The 26,116-nt window shown below is 51.6% G+C and carries 24 protein-coding genes, 1 other RNA gene and 1 pseudogene; 11 read left to right on the forward strand and 15 right to left on the reverse strand.

What is annotated here, in order from left to right; translation table 11 throughout:
• Positions 1-6: 6 nt before the first annotated feature.
• The 9 genes from recO to rpoE form a co-directional block, all read right to left on the reverse strand.
• Positions 7-735: a DNA repair protein RecO gene (gene recO / locus HFD95_RS10440; RefSeq protein ID WP_010257651.1), complete on the reverse strand. Its 729-nt coding sequence runs from the start codon at positions 733-735 to the stop codon at positions 7-9.
• 4 nt (positions 736-739) lie between these two features.
• Positions 740-1,645 carry a GTPase Era gene (era, locus tag HFD95_RS10445; RefSeq protein WP_010257653.1) on the reverse strand — a complete coding sequence of 302 codons (906 nt, stop codon included), beginning with the start codon at positions 1,643-1,645 and terminating at the stop codon, positions 740-742.
• Positions 1,646-1,787: 142 nt separating this feature from the next.
• Positions 1,788-2,468, reverse strand: coding sequence for a ribonuclease III (rnc, locus tag HFD95_RS10450; RefSeq protein WP_167430204.1), 681 nt, complete (start codon positions 2,466-2,468; stop codon positions 1,788-1,790).
• Positions 2,469-2,599: 131 nt separating this feature from the next.
• Positions 2,600-3,574 carry a signal peptidase I gene (gene lepB / locus HFD95_RS10455; protein WP_010257658.1) on the reverse strand — a complete coding sequence of 325 codons (975 nt, stop codon included), beginning with the start codon at positions 3,572-3,574 and terminating at the stop codon, positions 2,600-2,602.
• Between the two features lie 9 nt (positions 3,575-3,583).
• A complete protein-coding gene (lepA, locus tag HFD95_RS10460; protein WP_010257661.1) occupies positions 3,584-5,383 on the reverse strand; it encodes a translation elongation factor 4 in 1,800 nt (599 codons plus the stop codon).
• Between the two features lie 218 nt (positions 5,384-5,601).
• On the reverse strand, positions 5,602-6,066 hold the full coding sequence (gene rseC, locus HFD95_RS10465) for a SoxR-reducing system protein RseC (protein WP_010257664.1): 465 nt from the start codon (positions 6,064-6,066) through the stop codon (positions 5,602-5,604).
• Positions 6,063-7,019 carry a sigma-E factor regulatory protein RseB gene (gene rseB, locus HFD95_RS10470; protein WP_010257666.1) on the reverse strand — a complete coding sequence of 319 codons (957 nt, stop codon included), beginning with the start codon at positions 7,017-7,019 and terminating at the stop codon, positions 6,063-6,065. Before rseB ends, rseC begins: the two co-directional genes overlap by 4 nt.
• Positions 7,019-7,672, reverse strand: coding sequence for an anti-sigma-E factor RseA (rseA, locus tag HFD95_RS10475; RefSeq protein ID WP_010257667.1), 654 nt, complete (start codon positions 7,670-7,672; stop codon positions 7,019-7,021). The genes rseB and rseA overlap by 1 nt, the downstream gene beginning before the upstream one ends.
• 27 nt (positions 7,673-7,699) lie before the next feature.
• Entirely contained in the window at positions 7,700-8,278 is a 579-nt protein-coding gene (rpoE, locus tag HFD95_RS10480; RefSeq protein WP_010257669.1) for an RNA polymerase sigma factor RpoE, read from the reverse strand.
• A gap of 414 nt (positions 8,279-8,692) precedes the next feature.
• On the opposite strand from rpoE, the gene nadB reads away from it, so the two are divergent.
• Positions 8,693-10,312 (forward strand): L-aspartate oxidase, encoded by a 1,620-nt coding sequence (nadB, locus tag HFD95_RS10485; protein ID WP_010671303.1) that lies wholly within the window; start codon positions 8,693-8,695, stop codon positions 10,310-10,312.
• Here the strand turns inward: nadB and HFD95_RS10490 are convergent.
• Positions 10,297-11,046, reverse strand: coding sequence for a tRNA1(Val) (adenine(37)-N6)-methyltransferase (locus tag HFD95_RS10490; protein WP_167430205.1), 750 nt, complete (start codon positions 11,044-11,046; stop codon positions 10,297-10,299). The genes nadB and HFD95_RS10490 overlap by 16 nt on opposite strands.
• A gap of 165 nt (positions 11,047-11,211) precedes the next feature.
• Between HFD95_RS10490 and srmB the strand changes: the two genes are divergently transcribed.
• Positions 11,212-12,540 carry an ATP-dependent RNA helicase SrmB gene (gene srmB, locus HFD95_RS10495; protein WP_010257676.1) on the forward strand — a complete coding sequence of 443 codons (1,329 nt, stop codon included), beginning with the start codon at positions 11,212-11,214 and terminating at the stop codon, positions 12,538-12,540.
• A gap of 217 nt (positions 12,541-12,757) precedes the next feature.
• On the opposite strand, the gene grcA is transcribed toward srmB, so the two are convergent.
• Positions 12,758-13,141: an autonomous glycyl radical cofactor GrcA gene (grcA, locus tag HFD95_RS10500; protein WP_010672180.1), complete on the reverse strand. Its 384-nt coding sequence runs from the start codon at positions 13,139-13,141 to the stop codon at positions 12,758-12,760.
• 242 nt (positions 13,142-13,383) lie between these two features.
• Here grcA and ung point away from each other — a divergent pair, with 242 nt between their 5' ends.
• Positions 13,384-14,064, forward strand: a complete 681-nt coding sequence (gene ung / locus HFD95_RS10505) for a uracil-DNA glycosylase (protein ID WP_010257681.1) — start codon at positions 13,384-13,386, stop codon at positions 14,062-14,064.
• Between the two features lie 59 nt (positions 14,065-14,123).
• Here ung and grpE read toward each other — a convergent pair whose 3' ends face one another.
• Positions 14,124-14,705, reverse strand: a complete 582-nt coding sequence (gene grpE, locus HFD95_RS10510) for a nucleotide exchange factor GrpE (protein ID WP_010257683.1) — start codon at positions 14,703-14,705, stop codon at positions 14,124-14,126.
• A 122-nt stretch (positions 14,706-14,827) separates the two neighbouring features.
• Here grpE and nadK point away from each other — a divergent pair, with 122 nt between their 5' ends.
• From nadK to bamE, 3 genes are all read left to right on the forward strand, one after another.
• Positions 14,828-15,706, forward strand: a complete 879-nt coding sequence (nadK, locus tag HFD95_RS10515; protein ID WP_010257685.1) for an NAD(+) kinase — start codon at positions 14,828-14,830, stop codon at positions 15,704-15,706.
• An 84-nt stretch (positions 15,707-15,790) separates the two neighbouring features.
• On the forward strand, positions 15,791-17,452 hold the full coding sequence (gene recN / locus HFD95_RS10520; protein ID WP_062758833.1) for a DNA repair protein RecN: 1,662 nt from the start codon (positions 15,791-15,793) through the stop codon (positions 17,450-17,452).
• Positions 17,453-17,638: 186 nt separating this feature from the next.
• Positions 17,639-17,986: an outer membrane protein assembly factor BamE gene (gene bamE / locus HFD95_RS10525; RefSeq protein WP_010672176.1), complete on the forward strand. Its 348-nt coding sequence runs from the start codon at positions 17,639-17,641 to the stop codon at positions 17,984-17,986.
• A 95-nt stretch (positions 17,987-18,081) separates the two neighbouring features.
• On the opposite strand, the gene HFD95_RS10530 is transcribed toward bamE, so the two are convergent.
• Together HFD95_RS10530 and HFD95_RS10535 are read right to left on the reverse strand one after the other, a co-directional pair.
• The gene (locus HFD95_RS10530; protein ID WP_033778631.1) at positions 18,082-18,375 is read right to left on the reverse strand and encodes an RnfH family protein; all 294 of its coding nucleotides are present in this window, start codon (positions 18,373-18,375) and stop codon (positions 18,082-18,084) included.
• Entirely contained in the window at positions 18,368-18,802 is a 435-nt protein-coding gene (locus HFD95_RS10535) for a type II toxin-antitoxin system RatA family toxin (protein WP_010257692.1), read from the reverse strand. The genes HFD95_RS10530 and HFD95_RS10535 overlap by 8 nt, the downstream gene beginning before the upstream one ends.
• Positions 18,803-18,960: 158 nt before the next feature.
• On the opposite strand from HFD95_RS10535, the gene smpB reads away from it, so the two are divergent.
• The 3 genes from smpB to HFD95_RS10550 all read left to right on the forward strand — a co-directional run bounded on the left by smpB (position 18,961) and on the right by HFD95_RS10550 (position 21,261).
• The gene (gene smpB / locus HFD95_RS10540; protein WP_010257694.1) at positions 18,961-19,443 is read left to right on the forward strand and encodes an SsrA-binding protein SmpB; all 483 of its coding nucleotides are present in this window, start codon (positions 18,961-18,963) and stop codon (positions 19,441-19,443) included.
• Positions 19,444-19,486: 43 nt separating this feature from the next.
• Positions 19,487-19,848: a transfer-messenger RNA gene (ssrA, locus tag HFD95_RS10545) on the forward strand.
• Between the two features lie 228 nt (positions 19,849-20,076).
• Positions 20,077-21,261, forward strand: a complete 1,185-nt coding sequence (locus tag HFD95_RS10550) for an integrase domain-containing protein (RefSeq protein ID WP_242462524.1) — start codon at positions 20,077-20,079, stop codon at positions 21,259-21,261.
• Here the strand turns inward: HFD95_RS10550 and HFD95_RS10555 are convergent.
• The gene (locus HFD95_RS10555) at positions 21,258-22,997 is read right to left on the reverse strand and encodes an ATP-dependent endonuclease (protein ID WP_167430206.1); all 1,740 of its coding nucleotides are present in this window, start codon (positions 22,995-22,997) and stop codon (positions 21,258-21,260) included. The two genes, HFD95_RS10550 and HFD95_RS10555, sit on opposite strands and share 4 nt — an antisense overlap.
• Positions 22,998-23,619: 622 nt before the next feature.
• On the opposite strand from HFD95_RS10555, the pseudogene HFD95_RS10560 reads away from it, so the two are divergent.
• Together HFD95_RS10560 and HFD95_RS10565 are read left to right on the forward strand one after the other, a co-directional pair.
• A pseudogene (locus HFD95_RS10560) lies at positions 23,620-24,739 on the forward strand (IS3 family transposase).
• A gap of 202 nt (positions 24,740-24,941) precedes the next feature.
• Positions 24,942-25,517, forward strand: coding sequence for a hypothetical protein (locus HFD95_RS10565; protein ID WP_167430207.1), 576 nt, complete (start codon positions 24,942-24,944; stop codon positions 25,515-25,517).
• Positions 25,518-26,116 lie beyond the last annotated feature (599 nt).

Here is a 26,116-nt window from a genome sequence, read left to right on the forward strand (position 1 = left end):
CCCGCGCTATTCTTCTGCCTGTTCAGGCTTTTTCTTCGGGATAAACTGGCGGAACAGCTCCTGACTCTTCAGCGGCTTGCCACCAAGATAGGGCTTCAGGGCGATGCGGGTAAACCGCTTCGCGGCGCGCAGAGTGTCGGCATCGGGAAACTCTCGCTCGCACAGGGCGCGCAATTCGCGGCCGGTAAAGCTGCGCTGATTGACCACCAGGCTGGCAATAAAGCCGCGCTCTTCGCGGTAGCTGTACGTCATGTTGTCGCTGACCGGCTCGCCGCTGCCGGCGCAGTGCAGGAAATCGACGCCATAACCCAGGTGACCTAGCAACGCCAGTTCAAAACGCCGCAGTGCCGGTTCGGGCTTGCCGTGCGTTGAGGCTAATGCCTGAAGGCAGTTGAGATAGTCGAAGAAGAGTTCTGAGAAGGGGAATTCCTGCTGCAATACGCGAGAGACCAGCTCATTGACGTAGAGACCGCAGTAGAGCGTGATGCCGCTGAGCGGTAAAGCCAGCGACACCGCCTCGGCATTGCGCAGGGTTTTGACTTCCCCGCGCCCGCTCCAGCGAACCAGCAGCGGGGTAAAAGGCTGTAACGCCCCCTTCAGCTGCGAGCGCCGCGAACGTGCGCCCTTGGCCAGAACCCGCACCCGCCCTTCACTTTCGCTGAACAGGTCGAGCAGCAGACTGGTTTCGCTGAAGGGGCGACTATGCAGCACAAAGGCGCGTTGCCAGCCTTCCATTGAATCAGAGATCGTCTGTATAACCCAGGCTGCGCAGCGCACGTTCGTCATCTGCCCAGCCGGATTTCACTTTCACCCACAGTTCGAGATGCACTTTCGCTTCGAACATCTCTTCCATGTCTCTGCGCGCCTCTGTTCCGATGACTTTGATTTTGGCGCCTTTATTGCCAATCACCATCTTCTTCTGCCCTTCGCGCTCAACCAGAATCAGGCCGTGAATGTCGTAACCGCCACGTTCGTTGGTCACGAAGCGCTCGATCTCAACCGTAACGGAGTAAGGCAGTTCAGCACCCAGGAAGCGCATCAGTTTTTCACGGATCATCTCTGACGCCATGAAACGCTGTGAGCGGTCGGTGATGTAATCTTCCGGGAAGTGATGATCGGCCTGTGGCAGATGCTTGCGGGTAATCGCCGCAATGGTATCGACGTTTTTGCCGCTTTCAGCAGAAATAGGCACGATATCGAGGAAGTTCATCTGCTGGCTCAGGAACTGCAGATGCGGCAGCAGAATGCTTTTATCCTGGATGTTATCGACCTTATTGATCGCCAGCACCACCGGCACTTTATTGTCGCGCAGTTTGCCCAACACCATCTCATCATCGGGCGTCCAGCGGGTGCCTTCAACCACGAAGATCACCAGTTCAACGTCGCCAATGGAACTGCTGGCTGCGCGGTTCATCAGACGGTTAATGGCGCGCTTCTCTTCCATGTGCAGACCGGGAGTATCGACGTAGATCGCCTGATATTCGCCTTCGGTATGAATGCCCATGATGCGGTGGCGCGTGGTTTGCGGCTTACGCGAGGTGATCGACACCTTCTGCCCCAGCAACTGGTTCAGTAAGGTGGATTTACCGACGTTTGGTCGGCCAACAATCGCGACAAAGCCGCAATAAGTAACGTTTTCGCTCATTCGAGTCCTGAATTGTTCAGCGCCTGATGCGGCGCCGAAAGAGTGCTATTTGAGTCATGTGTCATTCAGCGTCTTCTGACGCCGGGATAGAGTGTCAGGTTAATGGTTCAGTGCCGGTTCCGGCACTGTCACCCCGACAGATCTATTCAAGACCTAATTTTATCAGTGCCTGTTCAGCCGCTGCCTGCTCGGCTTTACGACGGCTGGAGCCGACGCCGACAACCGGCTCGGCCATGCCACTCACCTGACAGTGAATGGTGAATTCCTGATCGTGGGCTTCGCCACGTACCTGTACCACCAGATAACTTGGCAGCGGCAGATGACGTCCCTGCAGATACTCCTGCAGGCGCGTTTTCGGATCTTTTTGTTTGTCGCCAGGACTGATTTCGTCGAGGCGGCTCTGATACCAGTCGAGGATCAGCTGCTCTACCCGCTCGATACTGCTGTCGAGGAAGATACCGCCAATCAGCGCTTCCACCGTATCCGCCAGGATCGATTCACGACGGAAACCGCCGCTTTTCAGCTCACCGGGTCCCAGGCGCAGGCACTCGCCAAGATCAAATTCGCGTGCCATTTCAGCCAGCGTGTTGCCCCGCACCAGCGTGGCGCGCATGCGGCTCATGTCACCTTCATCAACCCGCGGGAAGCGGTGATAAAGGGCATTAGCAATCACATAGCTAAGAATAGAATCGCCAAGAAATTCCAGGCGTTCGTTGTGCTTACTGCTGGCGCTGCGGTGAGTCAGGGCCTGCTGTAACAGTTCCGAATGAGTAAAAGTGTAGCCCAGTTTGCGCTGAAGCTTGTTAATCAGGATGGGGTTCATGCGATTCCAGTTCTTTGTTGCGTCTGTGACTCTGCATACCAAACGGGGCTGGTAATCCAACACGTTCCGTTTGGTGTGCAGTGGCCTCCCTGAGGAGGCCACCCGATTTGCCTGTTAATCAGACAATAATGTTAGTGGATACCACCGATGCGACTGAATCGCACGCCGGTTGGCCACTGGCCTTCTTGTTTCTCAAAGCTCATCCAGATAGCGACCGCTTTACCGACCAGATTACGCTCCGGGACAAAGCCCCAGTAGCGGCTGTCGGCGCTGTTATCACGGTTGTCGCCCATCATGAAGTATTGCCCTTTCGGCACGACCCAGCTCGCCTGCGGCTGACCCGGCTGCTGATAATACATGCCTGCCTGACTCTGCGCTTCGTTTACCAGCAGAATGTCATGCGTCACGTTACCGATTGTCTCTTTGCGGGTTCCCAGGCGCAAACCACCGCGCAGGGTATCGCCCTGCGGCACCTGATAAAAACCGTTGCCGGTTTCGTTGCCATCAAAGCCGCTAAAGGTCTGAACAAAGTTGCTTGGCTCAACGTCGGTGTAAGTCACCGCTAACGCTGTGTCACAGGCTTTATCATCGGAGCAGGTCGGTTTCACCGTCAGCGTTTTGCTGTAAGGATCATAAATGACTTTGTCGCCCGGCAGGCCGATAACGCGCTTAATGTAATCCAGGCTCGGATCTTTCGGGTATTTAAATACCGCGATATCGCCGCGCTTCGGCTGACCGGTTGGGATCAGCGTCGTCTGGGTGATCGGATCCTTGATGCCGTAAGCAAACTTCTCCACCAGGATAAAGTCACCAATCAACAGCGTCGGCATCATCGAGCCAGAGGGAATCTGGAATGGTTCGTAGATAAACGAACGCACGATGAAAACCACGGCCAGCACCGGGAACACGGATGCGGTGGTTTCAACCCAGCCTGGCTTTGCAGCGACCTTCGCCAGCGTTTTGCTGTCGAGCGCGTTACCGGTCTGGGCCTGAGCCTCAGCCTGTTTCGCGCGACGCGCGGGTGCCCATTTAAAACGATCAATTACCCATACGATGCCAGTAATCAGCGTCGCTATCGCCAGAATCAGGGCGAACATATTAGCCATTGGAAATCCTTATTTGCTGTCCTTACCGACATGCAGAATGGCGAGGAACGCTTCCTGTGGCAGCTCAACGTTACCAACCTGCTTCATTCGCTTCTTACCATCTTTCTGCTTCTGCAACAGTTTCTTCTTACGGCTGACGTCACCGCCATAACACTTGGCGAGAACGTTTTTACGCAGCTGTTTCACCGTTGAACGCGCGATAATGTGGTTGCCGATGGCAGCCTGAATCGCAATATCAAACTGCTGACGCGGGATGAGCTCTTTCATTTTCTCAACCAGATCGCGTCCGCGATAAGGCGCGTTGTCACGGTGGGTAATCAGCGCCAGCGCATCCACACGCTCAGAGTTAATCAGTACGTCAACACGTACCATGTCTGAAGGCTGGAAACGTTTAAAGTTGTAATCCAGCGAGGCATAACCGCGCGAGGTTGATTTCAGACGGTCAAAGAAGTCGAGTACCACTTCAGCCATCGGAATTTCGTAAGTCAGTGCCACCTGATTGCCGTGGTAAACCATGTTGGTCTGCACGCCACGCTTCTCAATACAGAGCGTGATGACGTTGCCCAGATACTCTTGCGGCAGCAGCATGTGACATTCGGCAATCGGTTCACGCAGCTCTTCGATATTGTTCAGTGCCGGCAGCTTGGATGGGCTGTCGACATGAACGATTTCGCCGCTGGTGGTCACGACTTCATACACCACCGTCGGTGCGGTAGTGATCAGATCGAGATCGTATTCGCGCTCCAGACGCTCCTGGATGATCTCCATGTGCAGCAGACCGAGGAAGCCGCAGCGGAAACCAAAGCCCAGCGCCGTTGAGCTTTCTGGCTCATAGAACAGCGAGGCGTCGTTCAGGCTCAGCTTACCGAGCGCATCACGGAATGCTTCATAGTCGTCAGAGCTGATTGGGAACAGACCGGCGTAAACCTGTGGCTTCACTTTTTTAAAGCCTGGCAGCGCTTTGTCTGCCGGGTTACGTGCGGTAGTCAGCGTATCGCCCACGGGTGCGCCGAGGATATCTTTAATGGCGCAGACCAGCCAGCCTACTTCACCGCAGTTCAGCTCATTACGATCAACCCGTTTCGGGGTGAAGATACCCAGGCGGTCAGCGTTATAAACCTGGCCGGTGCTCAGGACTTTGATCTTGTCGCCTTTGCGCATGGTGCCGTTTTTCACGCGCACCAGGGAAACAACACCCAGGTAGTTATCGAACCAGGAGTCGATAATCAGTGCCTGCAGCGGCGCTTCCGGATCGCCTTCTGGCGGCGGAATGTCGCGCACTAAGCGTTCCAGCACTTCCGGAACGCCGACGCCGGTTTTGGCTGAGCAGCGCACCGCGTCAGTCGCATCAATGCCGACGATATCTTCAATTTCCTGCGCGGCGCGATCGGGATCGGCAGCGGGCAGGTCAATTTTGTTCAGAACCGGCACCACTTCCAGATCCATCTCCATCGCGGTGTAGCAGTTCGCCAGTGTCTGCGCTTCAACACCCTGACCGGCATCCACCACCAGCAGCGCGCCTTCGCAGGCGGCCAGTGAGCGGGAAACTTCATAAGAGAAGTCTACGTGGCCTGGGGTATCGATGAAATTGAGCTGGTAAGTTTGGCCGTCTTTCGCGTGGTAATCGAGTGTGACGCTCTGTGCTTTGATGGTGATGCCACGCTCGCGCTCCAGATCCATAGAGTCAAGAACCTGCGCAGCCATTTCACGAGCGGTGAGGCCGCCGCAAATCTGAATCAGGCGGTCAGAGAGCGTAGATTTGCCATGGTCGATATGAGCGATGATGGAGAAATTTCTTATGTGCTTCATTTATTGGGATATCTTCGCTTAAAATTCAGTTGAAAACCTGAGCACAGACACATTCAGGAAGATCGCTCTTTACCCACAATCCTGTCAGCCTCATTAATGACGACGCATATTACACTGTTAACGCCGCGCATAAAAGAATGGAACGTGGTGGAAGCGAAACAGATATCTGCGCGAGGCAGAACAGACAAAGGCCGCGGGATGCGCGGCCTGGACGTGCGTTACGCTTCGCTTTCAACACGCAGCGCATCGGGAGGCAAGGCGATGTTCAGAATGACCGGCTGAAAGGCTTCCCGATCGCCGAATTTCATTGAAACGCCTTTGGCGACAATAAAACCCCCGATGCCGCCCAGCAGCGCACCGCAGGCGGCGGCCAGATCGCTGCTGAACAGCGCCTGAAACAGCCCGGAAACCAGGAACAGGCCAAACAGCGGCGTCATGTAGACCAGCAACGCTGAACCCAGCAGGCTGCTCTCTTTGATACCGAGTTCGATCCGCTGCCCCGGCTGCAGCGGCTTGCTGCTGGCGATTTGCATCACGTGGGCATTCTTCGGACCGAGTTTATTCAGCATATGGCTGCCACAGCCTTTACGCGCCTGGCAGCTGTTGCAGGAGGTTTTTGCTTCGGTGTGCAGCGTGGCGATGCCATCCTGCCATGCCACCACGGTGGCCCATTCTCTCATCATTTTTGTGACCCCAGGTCGATGCTGTCCGCAATACGTTTTGCGGTCGAGGGCGGTAATTCGCCGATCACCGCTATTTCGTTATTATTGCGCACAACGGTCTGGACCGTACGACGCCCAGTGCGCAATGTCTGCGTTGTGCTGGTTTTATCGGCCGGCGTCACGTTGATAGCGAAACTAAACAGGCCATCACTGTAGAGCTTCGATTCCATATTTTTATTCAGACCGGGTAGCGTGCGGCGATTCTGCGACACCAGCGACATACCGGCAGGTATCCAGCCTGGCTGCCAGGTGAGCGTGACCGCATCCCCTTTCGGCACCGAAAGCGACGGAGGCAGATTGGCTTTCTCCAGCCCCTGCATCAGATTACGCACCCCTTCGTCCACCGCAAAGCTGATGACGCGGAACTGCTCCAGCGTTTCGCCATCACGATCGAGCAAGTCGATGCGCAGCGGCAGCTTGGTGTCCACATCCAGCCAGACCACATAGCTGTAACGGGTGCCATCGCGTGAAACGATGCGCAACACATCACACATCTGATCGGCAATGCGCGAGCGGCCTACGGTAATAAAATCATAGGCTGTGGCGAGCTTGGTGAAGTCAGCAAAAATTACCGACGGTAAAGCATCGATAATGTGATTGCCGGGGAGCGAAAAGGGATCGAGGCCGGGTTCGAAGTAACTGATATCGTTGCCGCGCTGGATCACTTCCCGACGTGGCCCGTCCATCTGCAACAGCTGCGCGAATATCCGGTTATCGATTACAGCATGACGATAACGCAGCGATTCGATGCCGATGCGGGAAACGTTGATATAGGCAAATTCGTAGTTGAGGTTCTGACTTGCCTGCTCCATCTGCTGCAATAGCGCCCCGGACGCAGAAGGTTGCGCCGGGGCGGCAGATGACCACAACAGGCTGCCTGTCAGCAGGCTAACAGCATACCAAAGCGGCTTCATTACTGCTGTTGCTGTCCTAATGATTGATTTCCGGGAACATCAACCTGCGCCTGTTTTGGCGCAGTGGTTTCAAACTGCAGCTGGTCAGCGTGCAGGCGACGTTGCAGTTCGTAATCCTGCAGCATGGCATTTACGCGACGACGCTGGTCCTGAACCTGCTGGTTAGAACTGTTGGTGTCAAATGCATCAGACGGCACGCCCAGGCTCACCGGAGACGCTTTGCCCATCATCGGCATCGTATTGAACACCGGAGAGTCAGAGGTCTGCGTGGCGCTGCCCTCTGGCTGGTTATAGTGCTGAACGCCTACGATCACGGCCAGTGAAACACAGGCAGCGACACCGACCTGGGTCAGTTGCGCAGCCCACGGGCGCGCTTTTTTCCAGAACGGCATTTTTTCCCAGCGGGAAGGTTCTGGCTGAGCTTCAGGGATCAGCGTTGTAACCGTACGCAACGGTTCTTTTTCGATGGCAGCAGCGACGCGCGCAGAAATATCAAAATGCAGGACATCGCCCACATCACCGCGCATGGTGTCGCGAATGAGATGATAGCTTGCCCAGCTTTTCTGTAATTCTGCGTCCTTAGACAAGGCGGAAAACAGCTCGTTATCTAAGGTCTCACCATCCATTAAAGCGGAAAGTTTTTCTTTCTGCATGCCTATGTACCCTTCCAGTAGCCGTTATCACTGACGTTGGATAAGCGGTTGAACTTTGTTATCAATGGCCTCTCGCGCACGAAAGATACGTGATCGAACAGTGCCTACCGGGCAATCCATAATGACGGCGATCTCTTCATAACTCAGACCGTCCAGTTCCCTGAGGGTGATTGCCATACGCAAATCCTCGGGTAGCGCCTCGATGGTACGAAAGACAATTTGTTTCAATTCTTCTGACAACATTAAGTTCTCAGGGTTCGAAATTTCTTTTAATGCACCCGCACTTTCGAAATTTTCTGCGTCAATAGCATCCACATCGCTGGATGGCGGACGACGCCCCTGAGCAACCAGGTAATTTTTCGCTGTATTTACCGCAATGCGGTACAGCCAGGTATAAAACGCGCTATCGCCCCGGAATGAATCCAGTGCGCGATACGCTTTAATAAACGATTCCTGTACTACATCAGGTACGTCGCCCGAGGGAACATAGCGTGAAACCAGGCTCGCCACTTTATGCTGGTAACGAATCACCAGTAAGTTGAAAGCTTTTTGATCTCCCTTCTGTACGCGCTCGACAAGGACCTGGTCCGTCAACTGCTCGCTCATCCGAGGTAATGTCTCCCCAAATTTTTCATACGCATAAAGTAACTGCCAGCACATCTCATGGTTCTGAGCAAGCATGCGCTTAGAGTTGTGATGTGGTGCGAAGTTCACTTCTCGCCCTGATATTTACCGCTCCGATGGACATTACACAGGTTCTTCGTTTTCGTTCAGTGTAAGGAGCGTAAATCGCAGGCAGAGTAACCTATGACAACAGCTTTTTCATCATTAAATCCTTTAGGTTTAATAAGTTTGCTATAAAAAACCGCGCCAAAAGCAGTCCGGTTTTAACTCACTGATATTAAGTAACTTTGGGAAATCATCAGACAAAAACCTGCGCCAGATGTTTAAAATACTTCACAGCAACCCCCATTGCGCTTATGCTCAGCCCTATTCTTGTTTAGTAAATTAAACATTATGATGAATGCGAACCCGGATTATCAGTGTGATGTACTCATTGTGGGCAGCGGTGCTGCTGGCCTGTCGCTGGCGTTGCGGCTGGCAAAACAGTATCAGGTGACAGTTCTCAGTAAAGCGCAGGTCAATGAGGGGTCAACCCTTTACGCCCAGGGCGGTATTGCTGCGGTATTTGATGAGACTGACAGCATCGAGTCGCACATCGAAGATACGCTGATTGCCGGTGCCGGATTATGCGACCGTGAAGCCGTCTCGTTTATCGCCAGTAATGCCCGGCATTGCGTGCAGTGGCTGATCGACAACGGTGTCGCCTTTGATCTCGATCCGCAGGCGGCCGGCGACATGCGTTATCACCTGACGCGGGAAGGCGGCCACAGTCATCGCCGTATCCTGCACAGCGCTGACGCCACCGGCCATGCGGTTGAAACGACGCTGGTAAGCCAGGCGTTGAGCCATCCCAACATCCGGATTCTGGAACGCACCAACGCAGTCGATCTGATTCTTTCAGATAAAATCGGCCTGCCAGGCCCACGCCGTGTAGTAGGCGCGTGGATCTGGAACCGTAATCGCGAACAGGTGGAAACCTGTCGGGCACGGGCCGTGGTGGTTGCAACTGGCGGTGCCGCCAAGGTCTATCAATATACGACTAACCCCGACATCGCCTCCGGTGACGGCATCGCGATGGCCTGGCGTGCCGGCTGCCGGGTTGCCAATCTGGAATTTAACCAGTTCCACCCGACCTGCCTGTTTCATCCGCAGGCGCAGAATTTCCTGTTAACCGAAGCGTTACGCGGAGAAGGTGCCTGGCTGTTGCGTCCCGATGGCAGCCGTTTCATGCCCGATTTCGATGAGCGTGCCGAACTCGCCCCGCGCGATATCGTCGCCCGGGCCATCGATCATGAGATGAAGCGGCTGGGCGTTGACTGTATGTATCTGGACATCAGCCACCAGCCTGAGGAGTTTGTTCGCGCGCACTTCCCGATGATCTATGAGAAGTTGCTGACCTTTGGCTTTGACCTCACCAAAGAACCCATCCCGATTGTGCCTGCCGCGCACTATACCTGTGGCGGCGTAGTCGTTGATCAGCATGGCCAGACCGACGTGAGTGGCCTCTATGCCATCGGTGAGGTGAGTTATACCGGCCTGCATGGCGCTAACCGCATGGCATCCAATTCGCTGCTGGAGTGTCTGGTTTATGGCTGGTCCGCCGCAGAGGAGCTGATTCGCACCCTGCCCGCCATTGAAGCCGTTACTGCGCTACCCGCATGGGATGAAAGTCAGGTTGATGACGCCGATGAGCGCGTGGTGATCCAGCATAACTGGCACGAGCTACGGTTATTCATGTGGGATTACATGGGAATCGTCCGCACGACCCGGCGGCTGGAGCGGGCGCTGCGTCGCATCAACCTGCTTCAGCAGGAGATCGATGAATATTATCGTCATTTCCGCCTCTCCAATAACCTGCTGGAGCTACGGAATCTGGTGCAGGTCGCTGACCTGATGGTGCGCTGTGCGCTGGAGCGAAAAGAGAGTCGCGGCCTGCACTATATCCGCGACTACCCGGATTTACTGCCCGAGGCGCGGCCAACCATCCTGACGCCGCCGGACTACATAAAAAGGTAGAACTCCCGCGTCAGACTACACCACTCATCAGAATAGCGGGTGTCCGGCGTGCGGATAGCGAGACGCTCAAGCAGGGTTTCACCGGCCTGCGGCGACAGCCCCAGCAGAACGCGGTGCGGCGGACGATGGGCATATTCCGCCACGTCCAGCCGGAAACGCAGATGCCAGCCATCCGCCTGCGCCAGGGCGATGAATTCCTGGCCGGTCGCGGTGGGCAGCACCACGCAGAACATCCCCTCTTCTTCAATCAGTAATGCAGCACTGCGTAACAGTGTCTGATGATCGAGCGAGGCCGTGGCACGGGCGCTGTCCCGTGCCGCAGTCGAACAGGCCACGCCAGGCGCAAAATAAGGCGGATTGCTGACGATTAGCGAGTAACGTTTGTCGCACTGTTCAGCCCAGTCGGCGATATCCTGCTGATGAACCTGAATACGTTCAGGCCACGGCGACTGCTGCACATTCTCCTGCGCCTGAAGCGCGGCTTGCGGTTCTAACTCAACCGCATCGATGTTGACCAGCGACGGCGTACGCTGCGCCAGCATCAGCGCGATAAGCCCGCTGCCGCTGCCAATATCCAGAATACGTTTTACCCCGGCAACCGGCGCCCAGGCCCCAAGCAGAATGGCATCGGTGCCCACTTTCATCGCACAGCGATCGTGCGCGACAAAAAATTGTTTAAAGGTAAAACCGTTCTTGTTTAACTGTGGCCGTTCACGCGGCTTATCCTGCATCATTCGTCACTACCATCGTTTTTTTCCTGCCGTACGGCAGCGCATGAGTGTAACGTGACAACAGAGGGAATTCACGCGGCAGACAACCCCAGGCGCAGCCGAAACGGATTAACAGATGAAGATTCAGTCTGATCTGTCTATAATCAGCGCCCCAAACTGAGGTAGACCATGACAGTAACCACATTTTCCGAACTCGAACTCGACGAAAGCCTGCTACAAGCGTTGCAGGAAAAAGGCTTTACGCGCCCAACAGTGATCCAGGCTGCTGCAATTCCGCCCGCGCTGGAGGGCCGTGACGTTCTGGGTTCGGCACCTACAGGGACCGGGAAAACCGCCGCGTATCTGTTACCGGCGTTGCAGCACCTCCTTGATTTTCCGCGTAAGAAATCTGGCCCGCCACGCATCCTGATTGTGACCCCGACCCGCGAACTGGCGATGCAGGTCGCCGATCATGCGCGTGAGCTGGCGAAACATACCCATCTGGACATCGCCACCATCACCGGCGGCGTGGCCTATATGAACCATGCCGAAGTGTTCAGCGAAAACCAGGACATCGTGGTCGCCACCACCGGCCGTCTGCTGCAGTACATCAAAGAAGAGAACTTTGACTGCCGCGCAGTAGAAACCCTGGTGCTGGATGAAGCGGACCGCATGCTCGATATGGGCTTTGCCCAGGATATCGAAACCATCGCGGCTGAAACGCGCTGGCGCAAGCAAACCCTGCTGTTCTCGGCCACGCTGGAAGGCGACAATATCCGTGACTTCGCCGAGCGTCTGCTGAACGATCCGGTTGAGCTGGAAGCGGACCCAAGCCGCCGTGAGCGCAAAAAGATCCAGCAGTGGTACTACCGCGCTGACGATCTGCAGCACAAGACCAAATTACTGATCCATCTGCTGAAACAGCCGGATGTGACGCGCAGCATCGTGTTCGTGCGTAAGCGTGAACGTCTGCATGAGCTGGTGAGCTGGCTGCACGAAGCGGGGATTCGTAGCAGCTATCTTGAAGGCGAAATGGTGCAGGCGAAGCGTAACGAAGCGATTAAACGTCTGAGTGAAGGCCGCGTTAACGTGCTGGTTGCGACGGATATTGCCGCGCGCGGCATTGACGTTGAAGATGTCAGTCACGTCTTCAACTATGACATGACGCGCACCGCCGATACCTATCTGCACCGCATCGGGCGTACCGGTCGTGCGGGCCGTAAAGGCATCGCCATCTCACTGGTTGAAGCGCACGATTTCGTGCTGCTGGGCAAAATCACCCGCTATGTTAACGAGCCGATCAAAGCGCGCGTGATTGATGAGCTGCGTCCTGAGACGCGGGCGCCAAGTGCCAAAACGACCGGCAAACCGTCGAAAAAGGTTCTGGCGAAGCGTGCAGAGCAGAAAGCCAGTGAAACAGAAAAACCGCGTGTGAAAAAACGCCATCGTGATGCCAAAAATGTCGGCAAGCGCCGCAAGGCAAGCGGCAGTACGCCAGCTAACGAGAATGCGGAATAAATCATCGCAGCTATAAAAAAATCGCCTCACAGGAGGCGATTTTTTTTATCTGATAATCAGTAACAGCCCTTTCACAAACTTTTGTCTGCCAGAGCGCTTTCTTCATGACACTGGCATCAGCGTGCCAGAAAGTTAACTGTTTATCTTATTCATAATATTAATAAAAATTGCTGTGTGCGCTTTGCGCTAATTTTCAGCAACCGATAACTCAGGCTGCTCAAAGACTTTCAGTAAAGGTACGGGTAATTACGTCGCGCTGCTGCTCAGGCGTCAGTGAGTTAAAACGCACGGCATAGCCTGAAACGCGGATGGTCAGCTGCGGATAGTTTTCAGGATGTTTAACTGCATCTTCCAGCGTTTCGCGACGCAGAACGTTGACGTTCAGATGCTGTCCACCTTCAACACGTACCTGAGGTTTGATTTCAACCGGCACTTCGCGGTAAGCGAATTCGCCCAGCTCGCTGATGGCGACAACCTGATCTTCTTCGTAGCCCGCTTTTGCACACAGGCAACGCGCTTCGGCTTTCTCTTCGTCCAGCAGCCAGAAGGAGTTCAGTAATTGTGAATTGTTTGATTGAGTGATCTGGATACCAGTGATCATGATTGCGTCTCCCGGGTAATACGTGGATAAATCAAATTTGAGGCCCCGGTATATCACCTTTGATTTCGGACAGTTTTGACCTGTATCAATATTAATCAGGCATTCCGGCCGCTTTTAAGCTAACCCATTGATCTCAATATCCCTGCCACCTAAACTTAATTTGCATTATTCAAATTATTTTTGCCTTCAGGTCAGCGGCAGGAACCGCTAAGCTTATGGCACTAACGTTAAGGGAGTTAAACATGGCTGAAAAGCTGACCTGGCACGACGTGCTGGCTGAAGAGAAAGAGAAACCCTATTTTATCGAGACGCTGAAGCAGGTCGCCGATCAACGCGCCGCAGGTGTCACGGTCTATCCGCCGCAGAAAGATGTCTTCAACGCCTTTCGCCTGACGGAACTGGGCGACGTCAACGTCGTGATACTCGGTCAGGATCCCTATCACGGGCCTCATCAGGCGCACGGTCTAGCCTTCTCGGTACTGCCCGGCGTCCAGGTGCCGCCCTCGCTGCAGAATATCTACAAAGAGCTGATGCAGGATATTCCAGGTTTTCAGAAGCCCAATCACGGCTTTCTTGAGAGCTGGGCAAAACAGGGCGTGATGTTGCTGAACACCGTGTTGACGGTTGAGGCGGGCAAAGCGCATTCCCATGCGCGATTTGGCTGGGAGACCTTTACGGATAATGTGATTGCGGCGATTAACCAGCACTGTGAAGGGGTGATTTTTCTGCTGTGGGGTTCACATGCGCAGAAGAAAGGCAGCATTATCGATCGCCAGCGCCATCACGTGTTGCAGGCACCGCATCCCTCGCCGCTCTCCGCGCACCGTGGCTTTTTCGGCTGCAAACACTTTTCAACAACCAATGAGCTGCTGAGCGCTGCCGGTAAAAAGCCGGTGGACTGGACGCCGGTTTTACCTGACTGACGCCAGAAAGCACACGGCCGCGTCAGAGCGCGGCCGTGTAACGGGATTCAGGCGTTGAATCAGCTTTTAGCTTTGGAAACCGCAACCATCGCCGGGCGCAGCAGGCGACCATTCAGCGTATAGCCACGCTGCATCACCAGCATGACATGGTTTGGCTCAAACTCTTCAGACTCCATCATCGACATCGCCTGATGCACTTCCGGGTTAAATGGCACGCCGGTTTCGCCGACCACTTCAACACCGAATTTACGTACGGCGCCCAGCAGGCCTTTCAGGGTCAGTTCAATCCCTTCAATCATCGAAGCCAGCTGTGGGTCCTCTTTGTTCGCGACTTCCAGCGCACGTTCCAGACTGTCGATTACCGGCAGCAGTTCGTTGGCAAACTTCTCAAGCGCAAATTTGTGCGCCTTCTCAACGTCCATCTCGGCACGACGACGAATGTTCTCAATCTCTGCCTGCGCACGCAGCTGGGCATCGCGCACACCGGTCTGCGACTGCGCTAATTCAGCTTCGAGCTGAGCAATACGCTCATCACGCGGATCCACCTCTGCCGCTGTCTCCGCTTCCTGAGGTTGCTGCTGATCCTGCTGAATTTCGTCTGAGACTTGCTCGTTTGGGGTGTTCTGTTCTTTACTACTCATGAATTTCTCCGCGTTTTGCACATTCATTTCGCTGGTTGGCTTATTATGGGGATTGGTATGACGGATTCAAGGGAACCTATCACATTGCCTTACCGTTTTGGCTTATAAGGAACACCGACCAGATGAACAAACACTTTAACTGCATTGGTATTGTGGGTCATCCGCGCCATCCCACCGCGTTAACCACGCATGAGATGCTCTGGCGCTGGCTGACAGCCAAAGGTTATCAAGTGATCGTTGAGAAGCAAATTGCGCAGGAGCTGTCGCTTCACGACGTGCAGACGGGCACGCTGGCGGAGATTGGTCAGCAGGCCGATTTAGCGGTCGTGGTGGGCGGTGATGGCAATATGCTGGGCGCAGCGCGGGTACTGGCGCGCTACGACATTAAAGTGATTGGGATTAACCGCGGTAATCTCGGCTTTCTCACCGACCTTGACCCGGACAATGCGCAGCAGCAGCTGGATGAGGTGCTGCAGGGCAACTATTTCGTCGAGAGCCGCTTTCTGCTGGAAGCGCAGGTGTGTAAGTCTGACTGCTCGCCGCGCATTGGCTCCGCTATCAACGAAGTGGTGCTGCATCCCGGCAAAGTCGCGCACATGATCGAATTTGAAGTCTATATCGATGAAGTGTTCGCCTTCTCCCAGCGCTCGGATGGGCTGATTATTTCGACACCCACCGGCTCGACCGCCTATTCACTCTCTGCGGGCGGCCCGATTCTGACGCCGTCACTCGAAGCAATCGTGCTGGTGCCGATGTTCCCGCATACGCTGTCAGCGCGGCCACTGGTCATCAACAGCAGCAGTACCATCCGTTTGCGCTTCTCATCGCGCCGCAGCGACCTGGAAATCAGCTGTGACAGCCAGATTGCGCTGCCGATTCAGGAAGGCGAGGATGTACTGATTCGACGCAGCGCCAATCACCTGAACCTGATTCACCCCAAAAACTACAGCTATTTCAATACGCTGAGTTCAAAACTGGGCTGGTCAAAAAAATTGTTCTGAAATGCGGCCTCCCCTCTTTACTGGATAAAAAACCAGTTTATACTGTATGAAAAACCATATGTGTTTATTCATACAGGTGAACCTATGCTGGCCCAACTGACCATCAGTAATTTCGCTATCGTTCGTGAGCTCGACATTGATTTTCAACGCGGCATGACAGCAATCACTGGTGAGACCGGTGCCGGTAAGTCTATCGCGATTGATGCGCTGGGGTTATGTCTGGGTGGTCGTGCTGATGCCGACATGGTGCGTCAGGGTGCCAGCCGGGCCGACCTCTGCGCCCGCTTCCAGCTTAAGTCCTCCCCTTCTGCTCAGCGCTGGCTGATTGATAATCATCTGGACGATGGCAACGAATGTCTGCTGCGCCGGGTTATCAGCGCTGACGGACGTTCCCGCGGCTTTATCAATGGCACGGCGGTGCCGCTCTCTCAGCTGCGCGATCTCGGCCAGTTACTGATTCAGATCCACGGCCAGCATGCCCATCAGCTTCTGCTCAAACCAGACCATCAGAAACATCTGCTGGATGCCTATGCCGGTCACGACGAGCTGCTGCAGCAAATGCGCGCCAGCTATCAGACCTGGCATCAGAGCTGCCGCACCCTGGCGCTGCATCAGCAGCAGGCGCAGGAGCGCGAATCCCGCCGCGAGTTGTTGCAGTACCAGCTGAAAGAGCTGAACGACTTCGCTCCGCAGCAGGGTGAATATGAGCAGATCGACGAAGAGTACAAGCGTCTGGCCAACAGCGGACAGCTGCTTTCGACCAGCCAGCAGGCACTGCAACTGTTAGCAGACAGCGATGACAATAATCTCAACAGCCTGCTCTACAGCGCACGTGAGATGATTTCAGAACTGACCTCACTGGATGAGAAGCTGAACGGCGTTCACAACCTGCTGGAAGAGGCGGCGATTCAGCTGAGCGAAGCCAGCGATGAGCTGCGCCACTACTGCGACAGCCTCGATCTGGATCCTAACCGCCTGTATGAACTGGAACAGCGTATTTCGCGCCAGATCGCCTTAGCCCGTAAGCATCACGTCACCCCTGAAGGGCTGCCTGAACTGCATCAGCAACTGCTGGCGGAAGCGGAATTGCTGTCTCAGCAGGAGAGCGATCAGGAGAGCCTGCAATTACTGGTGGGTGAACACTATCAGGCCGCGCTGCAAAGCGCAGAGCAGCTGCATCAGCAGCGCAGCCACTATGCCGATGAGTTGCAGCTGCTGATTACCCAGAGTATGCATCTGCTCTCGATGCCGCATGGCCAGTTTAAAATCGCGCTGACCTTTAACCCGGATCAGCTGACCGCAGACGGTGCGAGCCGCGTAGATTTCCAGGTGACCACTAACCCAGGTCAGCCACTGCAGCCGCTGGGCAAAGTTGCTTCGGGCGGTGAACTGTCACGTATCGCCCTGGCGATTCAGGTGATCACCGCGAAGAAAATGGAAACGCCGGCGATGATTTTCGATGAAGTGGATGTCGGCATCAGCGGCCCGACCGCCGCCGTGGTGGGTAAACTGTTGCGTCAGCTGGGCGAATCGACCCAGGTGATGTGCGTAACCCACCTGCCGCAGGTGGCCGGTTGTGGTCATCAGCATTTTTATGTCAGCAAAGAGACCGATGGTGCGATGACCGAGACCCATATGCAGCCGCTGGACAAGCGTGCACGTCTGCAGGAACTGGCGCGACTGCTGGGTGGCAGCGAGGTCACACGCAACACCCTGGCCAACGCAAAAGAACTTTTAGCCGCATAGCAGCGCACTTTTTTAACCGGCTGGGGTCATAAGCTTGCTCTGTAGAGGTTTCCAATAGCGAAAAGGTTTATTATCATCGGCACTTATGTCGCCAAAGTAATAAAGCCTGCCGCAGGCAGAGTTCAGATTTTGATGGCAAGAAAACCGCCTGTATAAGGCGTTTGGCCCCGGAAAAGGAATGTATAGATGCGCTGTAAAACGCTGACTGCCGCGGCAGTAGTAATGTTGATGATGACCGCCGGATGTTCCACCTTAGAGCGCGTGGTCTATCGTCCTGATATCAACCAGGGTAACTATCTGGTAGCTAACGACGTAGCCAAGATCCATACCGGTATGACACAGCAACAGGTGGCTTACACCCTCGGTACGCCGATGATGAAAGACCCGTTTGGCAGCAACGTGTGGTATTACGTGTTCCGTCAGGAGCCAGGTCATGAGCGCGTGAAGCAGCAGACGCTGACGCTGAACTTTGATGGCAACGGTGTTCTGACTAACATCGACAATAAGCAGAATCTGGCCAGAAACAGCGACTGATTGAACGTAAGACCGTTTAAACGACAGACAGCAAAAAGGCGCACTGAGCGCCTTTTTTTATGCCCGCTATCCACTGAGCCTGAAGGGATAGCGACTTATTTTTTGCTTTCTGCCGCTCGCTCTGCGCGCTGACGGCGCAGCTCTTTGGGATCGGCAATCAGCGGACGATAGATCTCAATACGATCGCCCTCATTAACCTCATCACCCAGCTTCACTGGCCGACTGTAGATGCCGACTTTATTACTGGTGAGGTCAATCTCCCGACGCAGTTCCAGTAGCCCTGACTTTTCGATGGCCTGCTCTACCGTGCTGCCCTGCTCCACTTTCACGTAAAGCTGATACTGTTTTTCAGGTAAGGCGTAGACCACCTCAACGGAGATCTCAGGCACTGTAGACCTCTTTGGCACGCTGAGTGAAAGCCTGCACCATGCTGTTGGCAAGCTCTTTGAAGATACGGCCAAAGGCCATCTCTACCAGCATGTTGGTGAATTCAAACTCCAGGCTTAATTCAACCTTGCAGGCGTCATCGCCCAGCGAGACGAACTTCCAGCCGCCGGTCAGCTTGCGGAACGGTCCATCAACCAGTTGCATATGGATGCTCTGGTTATCTGTCAGGGTATTGCGGGTGGTAAATGTCTTGCTGATGCCCGCTTTCGACACATCCACGGACGCAGTCATCTGATTATCTGACGCATCCAGCACGCGGCTTCCGGTGCAACCCGGCAGGAATTGCGGGTAGGCATCCACATCATTTACAAGTTTGTACATCTGCCCGGCACTAAACGGGACCAGCGCCGAACGACTAATCTGAGCCATAATGGTTCCTGTTCATCACGAAACCGCTGAATAATAGCATTTTCAGCGATTAAACAAAAATGTCCCCGAGTGAGGGTGTGCTAGAATATCCCGTTTCCTGCCGCCCCGCTGGACTGGGGATGCGATAACCGACTAAGTGATGTAAAATACGCCGCACTATGACAAAGAAAAAAGCACACAAACCCGGTTCTGCCACTGTTGCCATGAACAAACGCGCCCGTCACGAGTACTTCATTGAAGAGGAGTACGAAGCGGGATTGTCGTTACAAGGATGGGAAGTTAAGTCACTTCGTGCTGGTAAAGCCAACATCAGCGACAGCTATATTCTGCTGCGCGATGGCGAAGCCTTTCTGTTCGGTTCAACCTTTCAACCCTTAGCCGTTGCCTCCAGTCACGTGGTCTGTGACCCAACGCGCAGCCGTAAGCTGCTGCTGAAGCAACGTGAACTCGACTCCCTGTATGGCCGCGTCAACCGCGAAGGCTACACCATCGTGGCGCTGTCGTTGTACTGGAAGAACGCCTGGTGCAAACTGAAGATTGGTGTTGCACGCGGTAAAAAAGAGCACGACAAGCGCGATGATATCAAAGACCGCGAATGGCAGTTAGACAAAGCACGTATCATGAAGAATTCAAAGCGTTAAGCACTGGATTTTGAGTTGTTTTGTTGTTAGTATTTGAAGTTCTGGGGCTGATTCTGGACTCGACGGGATTGTGAAGCCTTAGGAGCATGCCGAGGGGCGGTTTGCCTCGTAAAAAGCCGCAAAAAAATAGTCGCAAACGACGAAAACTACGCACTAGCAGCTTAATAACCTGCTTAGAGCCTTCTCTCCCTAGCTTCCGCTCTTAAGACGGGGATCAAGAGAAGTCAAACCCAAAAGAGATCGCGTGGATGCCTTGCCTGGGGTTGAAGCGTTAAATCCAATCAGGCTAGTCTGTTAGTGGCGTGTCTGTTCGCAGCTAACCGGCGAATGTAAAAACTGACTAAGCATGTAGTGCCGACGGTGTAGTAATTTCGGACGCGGGTTCAACTCCCGCCAGCTCCACCAAATTCTTGGTTGATGGTTACCAGAACCATCATCGAAGTCCTGAGAGCCCGCAAGGTGAAAGCCTTGCGGGCTTTTTTGTGTCTATAACCTTCCGAGAAGATCCGTCTGAATCCAGAGATAATTGGTACACGTATTGGTATACGGTAAGATGTATCCAAAAAACGTATACCAATTTTCGCAGGAAGGCCCCGCATGGCAAGGACAACGCGCCCTTAAACCAACACTGAAGTGCTTCGCTCAAAAGCCACTGACAAAGATATAACCCTACATGATGGCGACGGGCTTTTTATGGTTGTAAAAACCACCGACAAGAAACTCTGGCGTTTTCGCTATCAGCGACCAGCTACGAAACAGCGTACTATGATCGGTCTCGGTTCCTTCCCAGCCCTGTCGCTGGGGGATGCCAGGCGCTTGCGTACTGATTACCTCTCCTTACTCGCTAATGGTATTGACCCACAGACCCAAGCTGAACAGGCCACAGAACAGCAGCAGATTGCATTAGATAGCATTTTCTCAACCGTGGCCGCTAACTGGTTTGCTTTGAAGCAGGCCAGCGTTACACCGGATTATGCGAAGGATATCTGGCGTTCTCTTGAGAAAGATGTTTTTCCTGCCATTGGCGAGATTCCTGTGCAGGAGATTAAAGCTCGTAAGCTAGTTGAGGCTTTAGAACCAATCAAAGCCCGAGGTGCTCTTGAAACTGTTCGCCGCTTGGTGCAGCGTATTAACGAGATTATGATTTATGCAGTTAATACCGGGCTAATTGATGCTAACCCTGCGTCTGGGATTGGGATGGCTTTTGAAAAGCCTAAGAAGCAAAATATGCTTACATTAAGACCTGAGGAATTGCCTAACCTTATGCGTTCTTTGGCAATGTCTAATCTAACTGTTCCAACTCGCTGCTTGCTTGAATGGCAACTTCTGACACTTGTGCGACCATCTGAGGCTTCTGGTGCTCGATGGATAGAGATTGATATCAATTCGAGACTCTGGACGATTCCAGCAGAAAGGATGAAAGCAAAACGCGAACACATTGTTCCTTTATCACCTCAGGCGCTAGATATACTTGACATCATGAAGCCTATTAGCATGCATCGTGAGTATATTTTCCCAGGCCGTAACGACCCAAGGCAGCCAATGAACAGCCAAACGGCTAATGCTGCTTTAAAAAGGTTAGGCTATGAGGGTAAGTTAGTTGCGCATGGTTTACGGTCTATCGCAAGTACTGCTTTAAATGAAAATGGCTTCAACCCTGATGCAATTGAAGCAGCATTGGCTCATAGCGATAGGAATGAGGTCCGAAGAGCTTATAACCGCTCTAGTTATCTAAAAGAACGCATTCAATTAATGAATTGGTGGGGTGAAGAAGTTTATAAATGTTTGCTGAGCCCTAGGCTCAGCAACTTAAATTAATGGCTAATTATTTCATTAAGATATTTCATCATAGGAACTTTAAGTATATCTACATGATCGATATTCGGCTTCAACACATTTTTCCAATAAAGATTTGCATTGTAAGGTTTACTCTTATCTCCAGACTCTGTAAATCTTAGAATATCTGGTATCGATTGACATTTATGTGCGGGTTCAAATGTTGTTACATGTGTCCTATAAATGCCCAAATTACCCTTCATAGCAATATAATCTAGGTTATATTGATCGACAATAGACTTTTGTATTCCAGACTCAAAAATACAATTACCTCGTTCATCTGCTCCTATTCTAACAGATTTGTCTGTATCAAAAATAACATGGTATTTGATATTAAATCTTGAAAATATCTTTTGGTAAAAGGGTATGTTATTTACAGTTCCGCAGTTTAAAACAAATATGGATTTCTCTGAGTGTCTTTCTTGAAGATAAGCACGCGCGATTATCTCTTCAGTCGGCCCTTCGATCAGAAGAACTTCATCACAATAAAACGATTCGCAAATGTAAGGGTTAAACCTCAAGACTTCATACATTTCTTGTTTTAATTCTTCTTTAGTTGCTATCCCTTTGGCAGATTTCAGAAAAGCATCATTTATTTGAAAGATTTCGGTTCCGCTACTATTTTTTACTAATTTTATAATTGATGATTTTGGTTTAGTGATATCAATCATTGATGCGGAATGAGACGCACATAATACCTGATAAGGCAAATCTTCAGTACTGACTTGGTAAATTAACTCTCTGAGCTCTTGGACCATTCTTGGGTATAAGAATAGCTCGGGTTCTTCGAAAAGAACCATATAATCTTTTCTTCCCTTCTGCCTTTCAAATTTTTCTGCCACATCTCTCATTAACAATAAGGTAAATATTGCAGTCCTGATTGTTCCATGCCCTACACTGTTATAAGAAGAAGGGATGTTCTCATCATTCTTACCATCCAAGCCTTTTTTTATAAATTCAATATCAAATTCTTTGCCTAATTTGTTTTCAGTCCAAATAACTCTATCCTTATGATCTTTAAACGATATATTTGTATCTCCAAATATTTTATTGAAATAGGTATTTACTGATTGTTGATAACTATCTATAAGTGAAGCATCATACATTTTTTCTTGCAAAGCTTTAATTTTTGCTTGTGCTAATTGCAGCTCTATAAAATCTTTTTCCTTTAATGTGCTTTCTGCCATCGCTTTTAAAATTTCATTAAGAATATTTTTAGCTTGTTCTTCAGTTGGCATTGCATTTATAAAAATAGGCTTCGGCAGACAAGCTTGAAAAACAGTCGGCAACCCAAGCGATGCGTAAGCAATATTTTCATAAACTCCAGTCTCATAGTTGAAAGTAACATTAGTTGAGACGATCTTATTTGATTCATACGCCCATATCTTTTTTATTTTAAGCAGGTTGCCATTTAAATATTTTTTATAGCTTTCTTTTTTTGTTGGCCCTACGGATTCAATTTTAGCCCTATCAAAATCATCAATTTCTACCTCTAGTTCGAACTCGATTTTGGAATTTTTATTTCTCCTGTGGAAATCATCTAAGCAGGGAGTCTCATCTTTATAAAAAAACATATAAGCCTTGAGGAAGGTAGACTTACCTGCATTGTTTGCGCCATAAATAAATAAAGTATTAGTATCTTTAAATATTATTTTATTCTTATCTAAGCCTCCAGAAATACTCCTGAAATTATTGACTGCAAAAAAAGATATTTTCATAACCAACCTCTTGTCCGTAAGTGTTTACAGTTAATGGAGTTGCGCATACATGAGGTTACAATTAATAGCAAATTAAATGAGAATAGTCTTATATTGTTAATGATTAATGGTGGGTTCGTTTCCGAGAAAAAAGAATATATTGAAAATTAAACACTATAATCAAAAGGTTAAAAAAAAAGACATCCACCCGGCTAGACGCTTCAATCATTTTAAATAATGTATCTGATGTAACCATCATAACGTTTAGATGAAAGTGAGATTTTATGTGTGAGGCTAAATTTACCCAGCGCGCTCTCGTAGCCCCGCCACGCCTGCCCGCTCTATGCAGCGGTTTTCATGCACCTGCATGATTAGCTCTGAGCCGCGCTGCTGCTGGCCTTTCCCGCCGTCCCGGGATGCCGGAGACTCATGCGTTTTCATGCAGCATAGACATGCACTCACAAAGCGGACGTAAAAAAGCCCGGCACGGGCCGGGCTTCGGTGAGTTTCTGAGTCTGCGGCTCAGAAAAGTTTACGCTTGCGGCGGTCGGTTCTGGCTCCCCGGAAGGGATTGATCTGCTCCCCGTTGATTAGTACACACCAACGTTAGTAATGTCTTCATAAGCCACATGAGGACATCCCCATGAAGAAGCGTTTTTCCGACGAACAAATCATCAGTATTCTCCGCTAAGCCGAAGCCGGAGTTTCTGTCCGTGAGCTCTGCCGTAAGCACGCCATTTCCGATACCACATTTTACAACTGGCGTAAGAAGTATGGCGGTATGGAGGTGCCCGAAGTTAAGCGCCTGAAGTCGCTTGAGGAGGAGAACGCCAGACTCAAGAAGCTGCTTGCCGTAGCCATGCTGGATAAGGAGGCTCTTCAGGTGGCTCTGGGGCGAAAGTACTGACGACAGACCAGAAGCGGGAAGCCTTGGAAGTCATGTGCGAGGGCGACGGGTCAGTCGCAACGTCGTGCCTGCAGGCTGGCAGGTCTGTCCCTGTCAACCTGTCGTTATTCGGCTCAGCGTCCGGCTGCTGACGCGCGGCTGTCTCTCTGCATCACAGAGCTGGCACTTGAACGCCGCCGTTTTGGTTACCGGCGTATCTGGCAGTTCTGCGACGTGAAGGTCTTTGCGTTAACCACAAGCGAGTTTACCGCATCTATCAACTTAATGGCCTGAGTGTAAAACGCAGACGACGTCGTAAAGGGCTGACAACAGAACGTCTGCCGCTGCTCCACCAAATGGTGCCCAATCTGAGCTGGTCGATGGATTTCGTCATGGACGTACTGGCCACCGGTCGCAAGATCAAGTGCCTTCCCTGCGTGGATGACTTCGCGAAGGAATGCCTGACGGTCACTGTTACCTTCGGGATTTCAGGCGTGCAGGTCACGCGTATTCTGGACAGCATTGCGCTTTTTCACGGCTATCCGGTTACGATAAGAACTGACCAGGGGCAGGAGTTTACCTGCAGAGCACATGACCAGTGGGCTTATGAGCATGGCGTGGAGCTGCGCTTAATCCAGCCGGGCAGGCCAACGCAGAAAAGATTTATTGAGAGTTTTAACGGACGCTTTCGTGATGAATGCCTGAATGAGCACTGGTTCAGCGATATTGTTTACCCAGGAAAATCATTTATGACTGGCGGCTAGATTATAACGAGTGCCGTCCACATTCGTCGCTGAATTACCAGACACCATCTGAATTTGCAGCGGGATGGAGAAATAGAAAATTAGAAGGTAATCAAACCGACATTACTAACTGATCGTTGTATCTAAGACTGGGGGCAGGCCACTGGGGGCAGGTAGAGAGAGTCGGTCAAGGCAGTATATTATAGGATAATTTATGTTATTTGACAGAGAAAGCTTTAATAAAGATGCTTAATGAAGCCTGTTCGAGCATTTGATCGACGCCGTCGCTTAGTAGAGTTGAGCAATCTAACTTTATAAAAAAATGGACCTCAACACGTGAATAATAAAAACATAGTCGTTTCAGTAATAGGTGCCGCTGTTATTTTGGGCTTGGCGATAATTTTTTCCGCAATGGTAAATAACGGACTAATACTGCAAAAAGAAAATGTACAACCTAAGGAAAACATACTTACAACAACTGTAGGCCATGTAAACTTAGGGAAAGTATATAGTGAAAGCCGTGGCATGGACATCATCCTTATTAATTCCGAAGAGAAATCCCCGGCAGCAATAACCTTAACAGACATTGACCCTGATAATTTCTCGAAAGAACTTCATCAAGCACTTGAAAAAATTGCGAAAGATGTCAACAAAAGCCAGGGGCTCACTAATGAAAAAGCATTAAAACCAGAGACATTATTTGGCAGTGTTCAATTTAAGCTAAAAATAAAAACCTACATGAATTACAGGTCAGAATACATGCCAATGTACACACTCATGATTAAAGATGAGGATATCATCATTGATAAGGGTGAAGGTTTAGAGAGCCGTATTACTGCTGAAGGGGAGCGAATAGCAAAAGACAGTTCACTCGCTTTTTCATCAAGCAGTTTTATTAAAAATTCAAAGTAAACTCCGTGCAGAAAAATGAAAGGCCATAACAAACTTTTCACTAAAGCTGGATAAATATCCGGCTTTTTTTATTGCCAGCCCTGACTGCCTGATTAATGCCACAACCGCCCACTAAGGCGGTTTTTTTGTCCGCTGATGAGGCCAGTGATGATTATTCACCATGAGATTAAACGGCTTATTTTCACGCCCTGCCTGTTAGAACGCAGCCGTCAATGCATCAGAGATCGTGCAGGCATTACCCGGGCATTTGTGCAGAAGCCGCCTACGCCGCTGAAATGAGTTCACGATGATGCCCAAACCTCATGCTCCTGACCGGATAAAACAGCGCGCTAAGCAGGTAATCCGCTCATAGCGTGCAGGAAAAATTCATGCACAGCACACTTACCGTGACAGCTATCTCTCATTTCGGGTCACGCACCAATAATGTCTGCTTTCAAGATATAACGGTAGGAACTGGCAATTGCTGAGTCATGCCGATTACAACAACCAACTTTAATCCACTACCAGACAGAGGAACATTTCCCATGATGCAGTCACACGTCGAGGGCGATGGCCCCTCAAAAGGAGCCGCATGAAAAGCGGCGTACCATTTTAAAAAA

Origin of the sequence: Pantoea sp. EKM10T (assembly GCF_011800685.1) — a bacterium.
Lineage (GTDB): Bacteria > Pseudomonadota > Gammaproteobacteria > Enterobacterales > Enterobacteriaceae > Pantoea > Pantoea agglomerans.

Coding starts and splice junctions, on each gene's coding strand:
- rseB (WP_010257666.1), bottom strand. CDS start 7,019: ATGAAGCCGCTTTGGTATGCTGTTAGCCTGCTGACAGGCAGCCTGTTG.
- HFD95_RS10555 (WP_167430206.1), bottom strand. CDS start 22,997: ATGAAAATATCTTTTTTTGCAGTCAATAATTTCAGGAGTATTTCTGGA.
- era (WP_010257653.1), bottom strand. CDS start 1,645: ATGAGCGAAAACGTTACTTATTGCGGCTTTGTCGCGATTGTTGGCCGA.
- nadB (WP_010671303.1), top strand. CDS start 8,693: ATGAATGCGAACCCGGATTATCAGTGTGATGTACTCATTGTGGGCAGC.
- HFD95_RS10490 (WP_167430205.1), bottom strand. CDS start 11,046: ATGATGCAGGATAAGCCGCGTGAACGGCCACAGTTAAACAAGAACGGT.
- recN (WP_062758833.1), top strand. CDS start 15,791: ATGCTGGCCCAACTGACCATCAGTAATTTCGCTATCGTTCGTGAGCTC.
- rseC (WP_010257664.1), bottom strand. CDS start 6,066: ATGATGAGAGAATGGGCCACCGTGGTGGCATGGCAGGATGGCATCGCC.
- rnc (WP_167430204.1), bottom strand. CDS start 2,468: ATGAACCCCATCCTGATTAACAAGCTTCAGCGCAAACTGGGCTACACT.
- grcA (WP_010672180.1), bottom strand. CDS start 13,141: ATGATCACTGGTATCCAGATCACTCAATCAAACAATTCACAATTACTG.
- HFD95_RS10535 (WP_010257692.1), bottom strand. CDS start 18,802: ATGGCTCAGATTAGTCGTTCGGCGCTGGTCCCGTTTAGTGCCGGGCAG.
- bamE (WP_010672176.1), top strand. CDS start 17,639: ATGCGCTGTAAAACGCTGACTGCCGCGGCAGTAGTAATGTTGATGATG.
- rpoE (WP_010257669.1), bottom strand. CDS start 8,278: ATGAGCGAGCAGTTGACGGACCAGGTCCTTGTCGAGCGCGTACAGAAG.
- nadK (WP_010257685.1), top strand. CDS start 14,828: ATGAACAAACACTTTAACTGCATTGGTATTGTGGGTCATCCGCGCCAT.
- rseA (WP_010257667.1), bottom strand. CDS start 7,672: ATGCAGAAAGAAAAACTTTCCGCTTTAATGGATGGTGAGACCTTAGAT.
- lepB (WP_010257658.1), bottom strand. CDS start 3,574: ATGGCTAATATGTTCGCCCTGATTCTGGCGATAGCGACGCTGATTACT.
- srmB (WP_010257676.1), top strand. CDS start 11,212: ATGACAGTAACCACATTTTCCGAACTCGAACTCGACGAAAGCCTGCTA.
- grpE (WP_010257683.1), bottom strand. CDS start 14,705: ATGAGTAGTAAAGAACAGAACACCCCAAACGAGCAAGTCTCAGACGAA.
- smpB (WP_010257694.1), top strand. CDS start 18,961: ATGACAAAGAAAAAAGCACACAAACCCGGTTCTGCCACTGTTGCCATG.
- recO (WP_010257651.1), bottom strand. CDS start 735: ATGGAAGGCTGGCAACGCGCCTTTGTGCTGCATAGTCGCCCCTTCAGC.
- lepA (WP_010257661.1), bottom strand. CDS start 5,383: ATGAAGCACATAAGAAATTTCTCCATCATCGCTCATATCGACCATGGC.
- ung (WP_010257681.1), top strand. CDS start 13,384: ATGGCTGAAAAGCTGACCTGGCACGACGTGCTGGCTGAAGAGAAAGAG.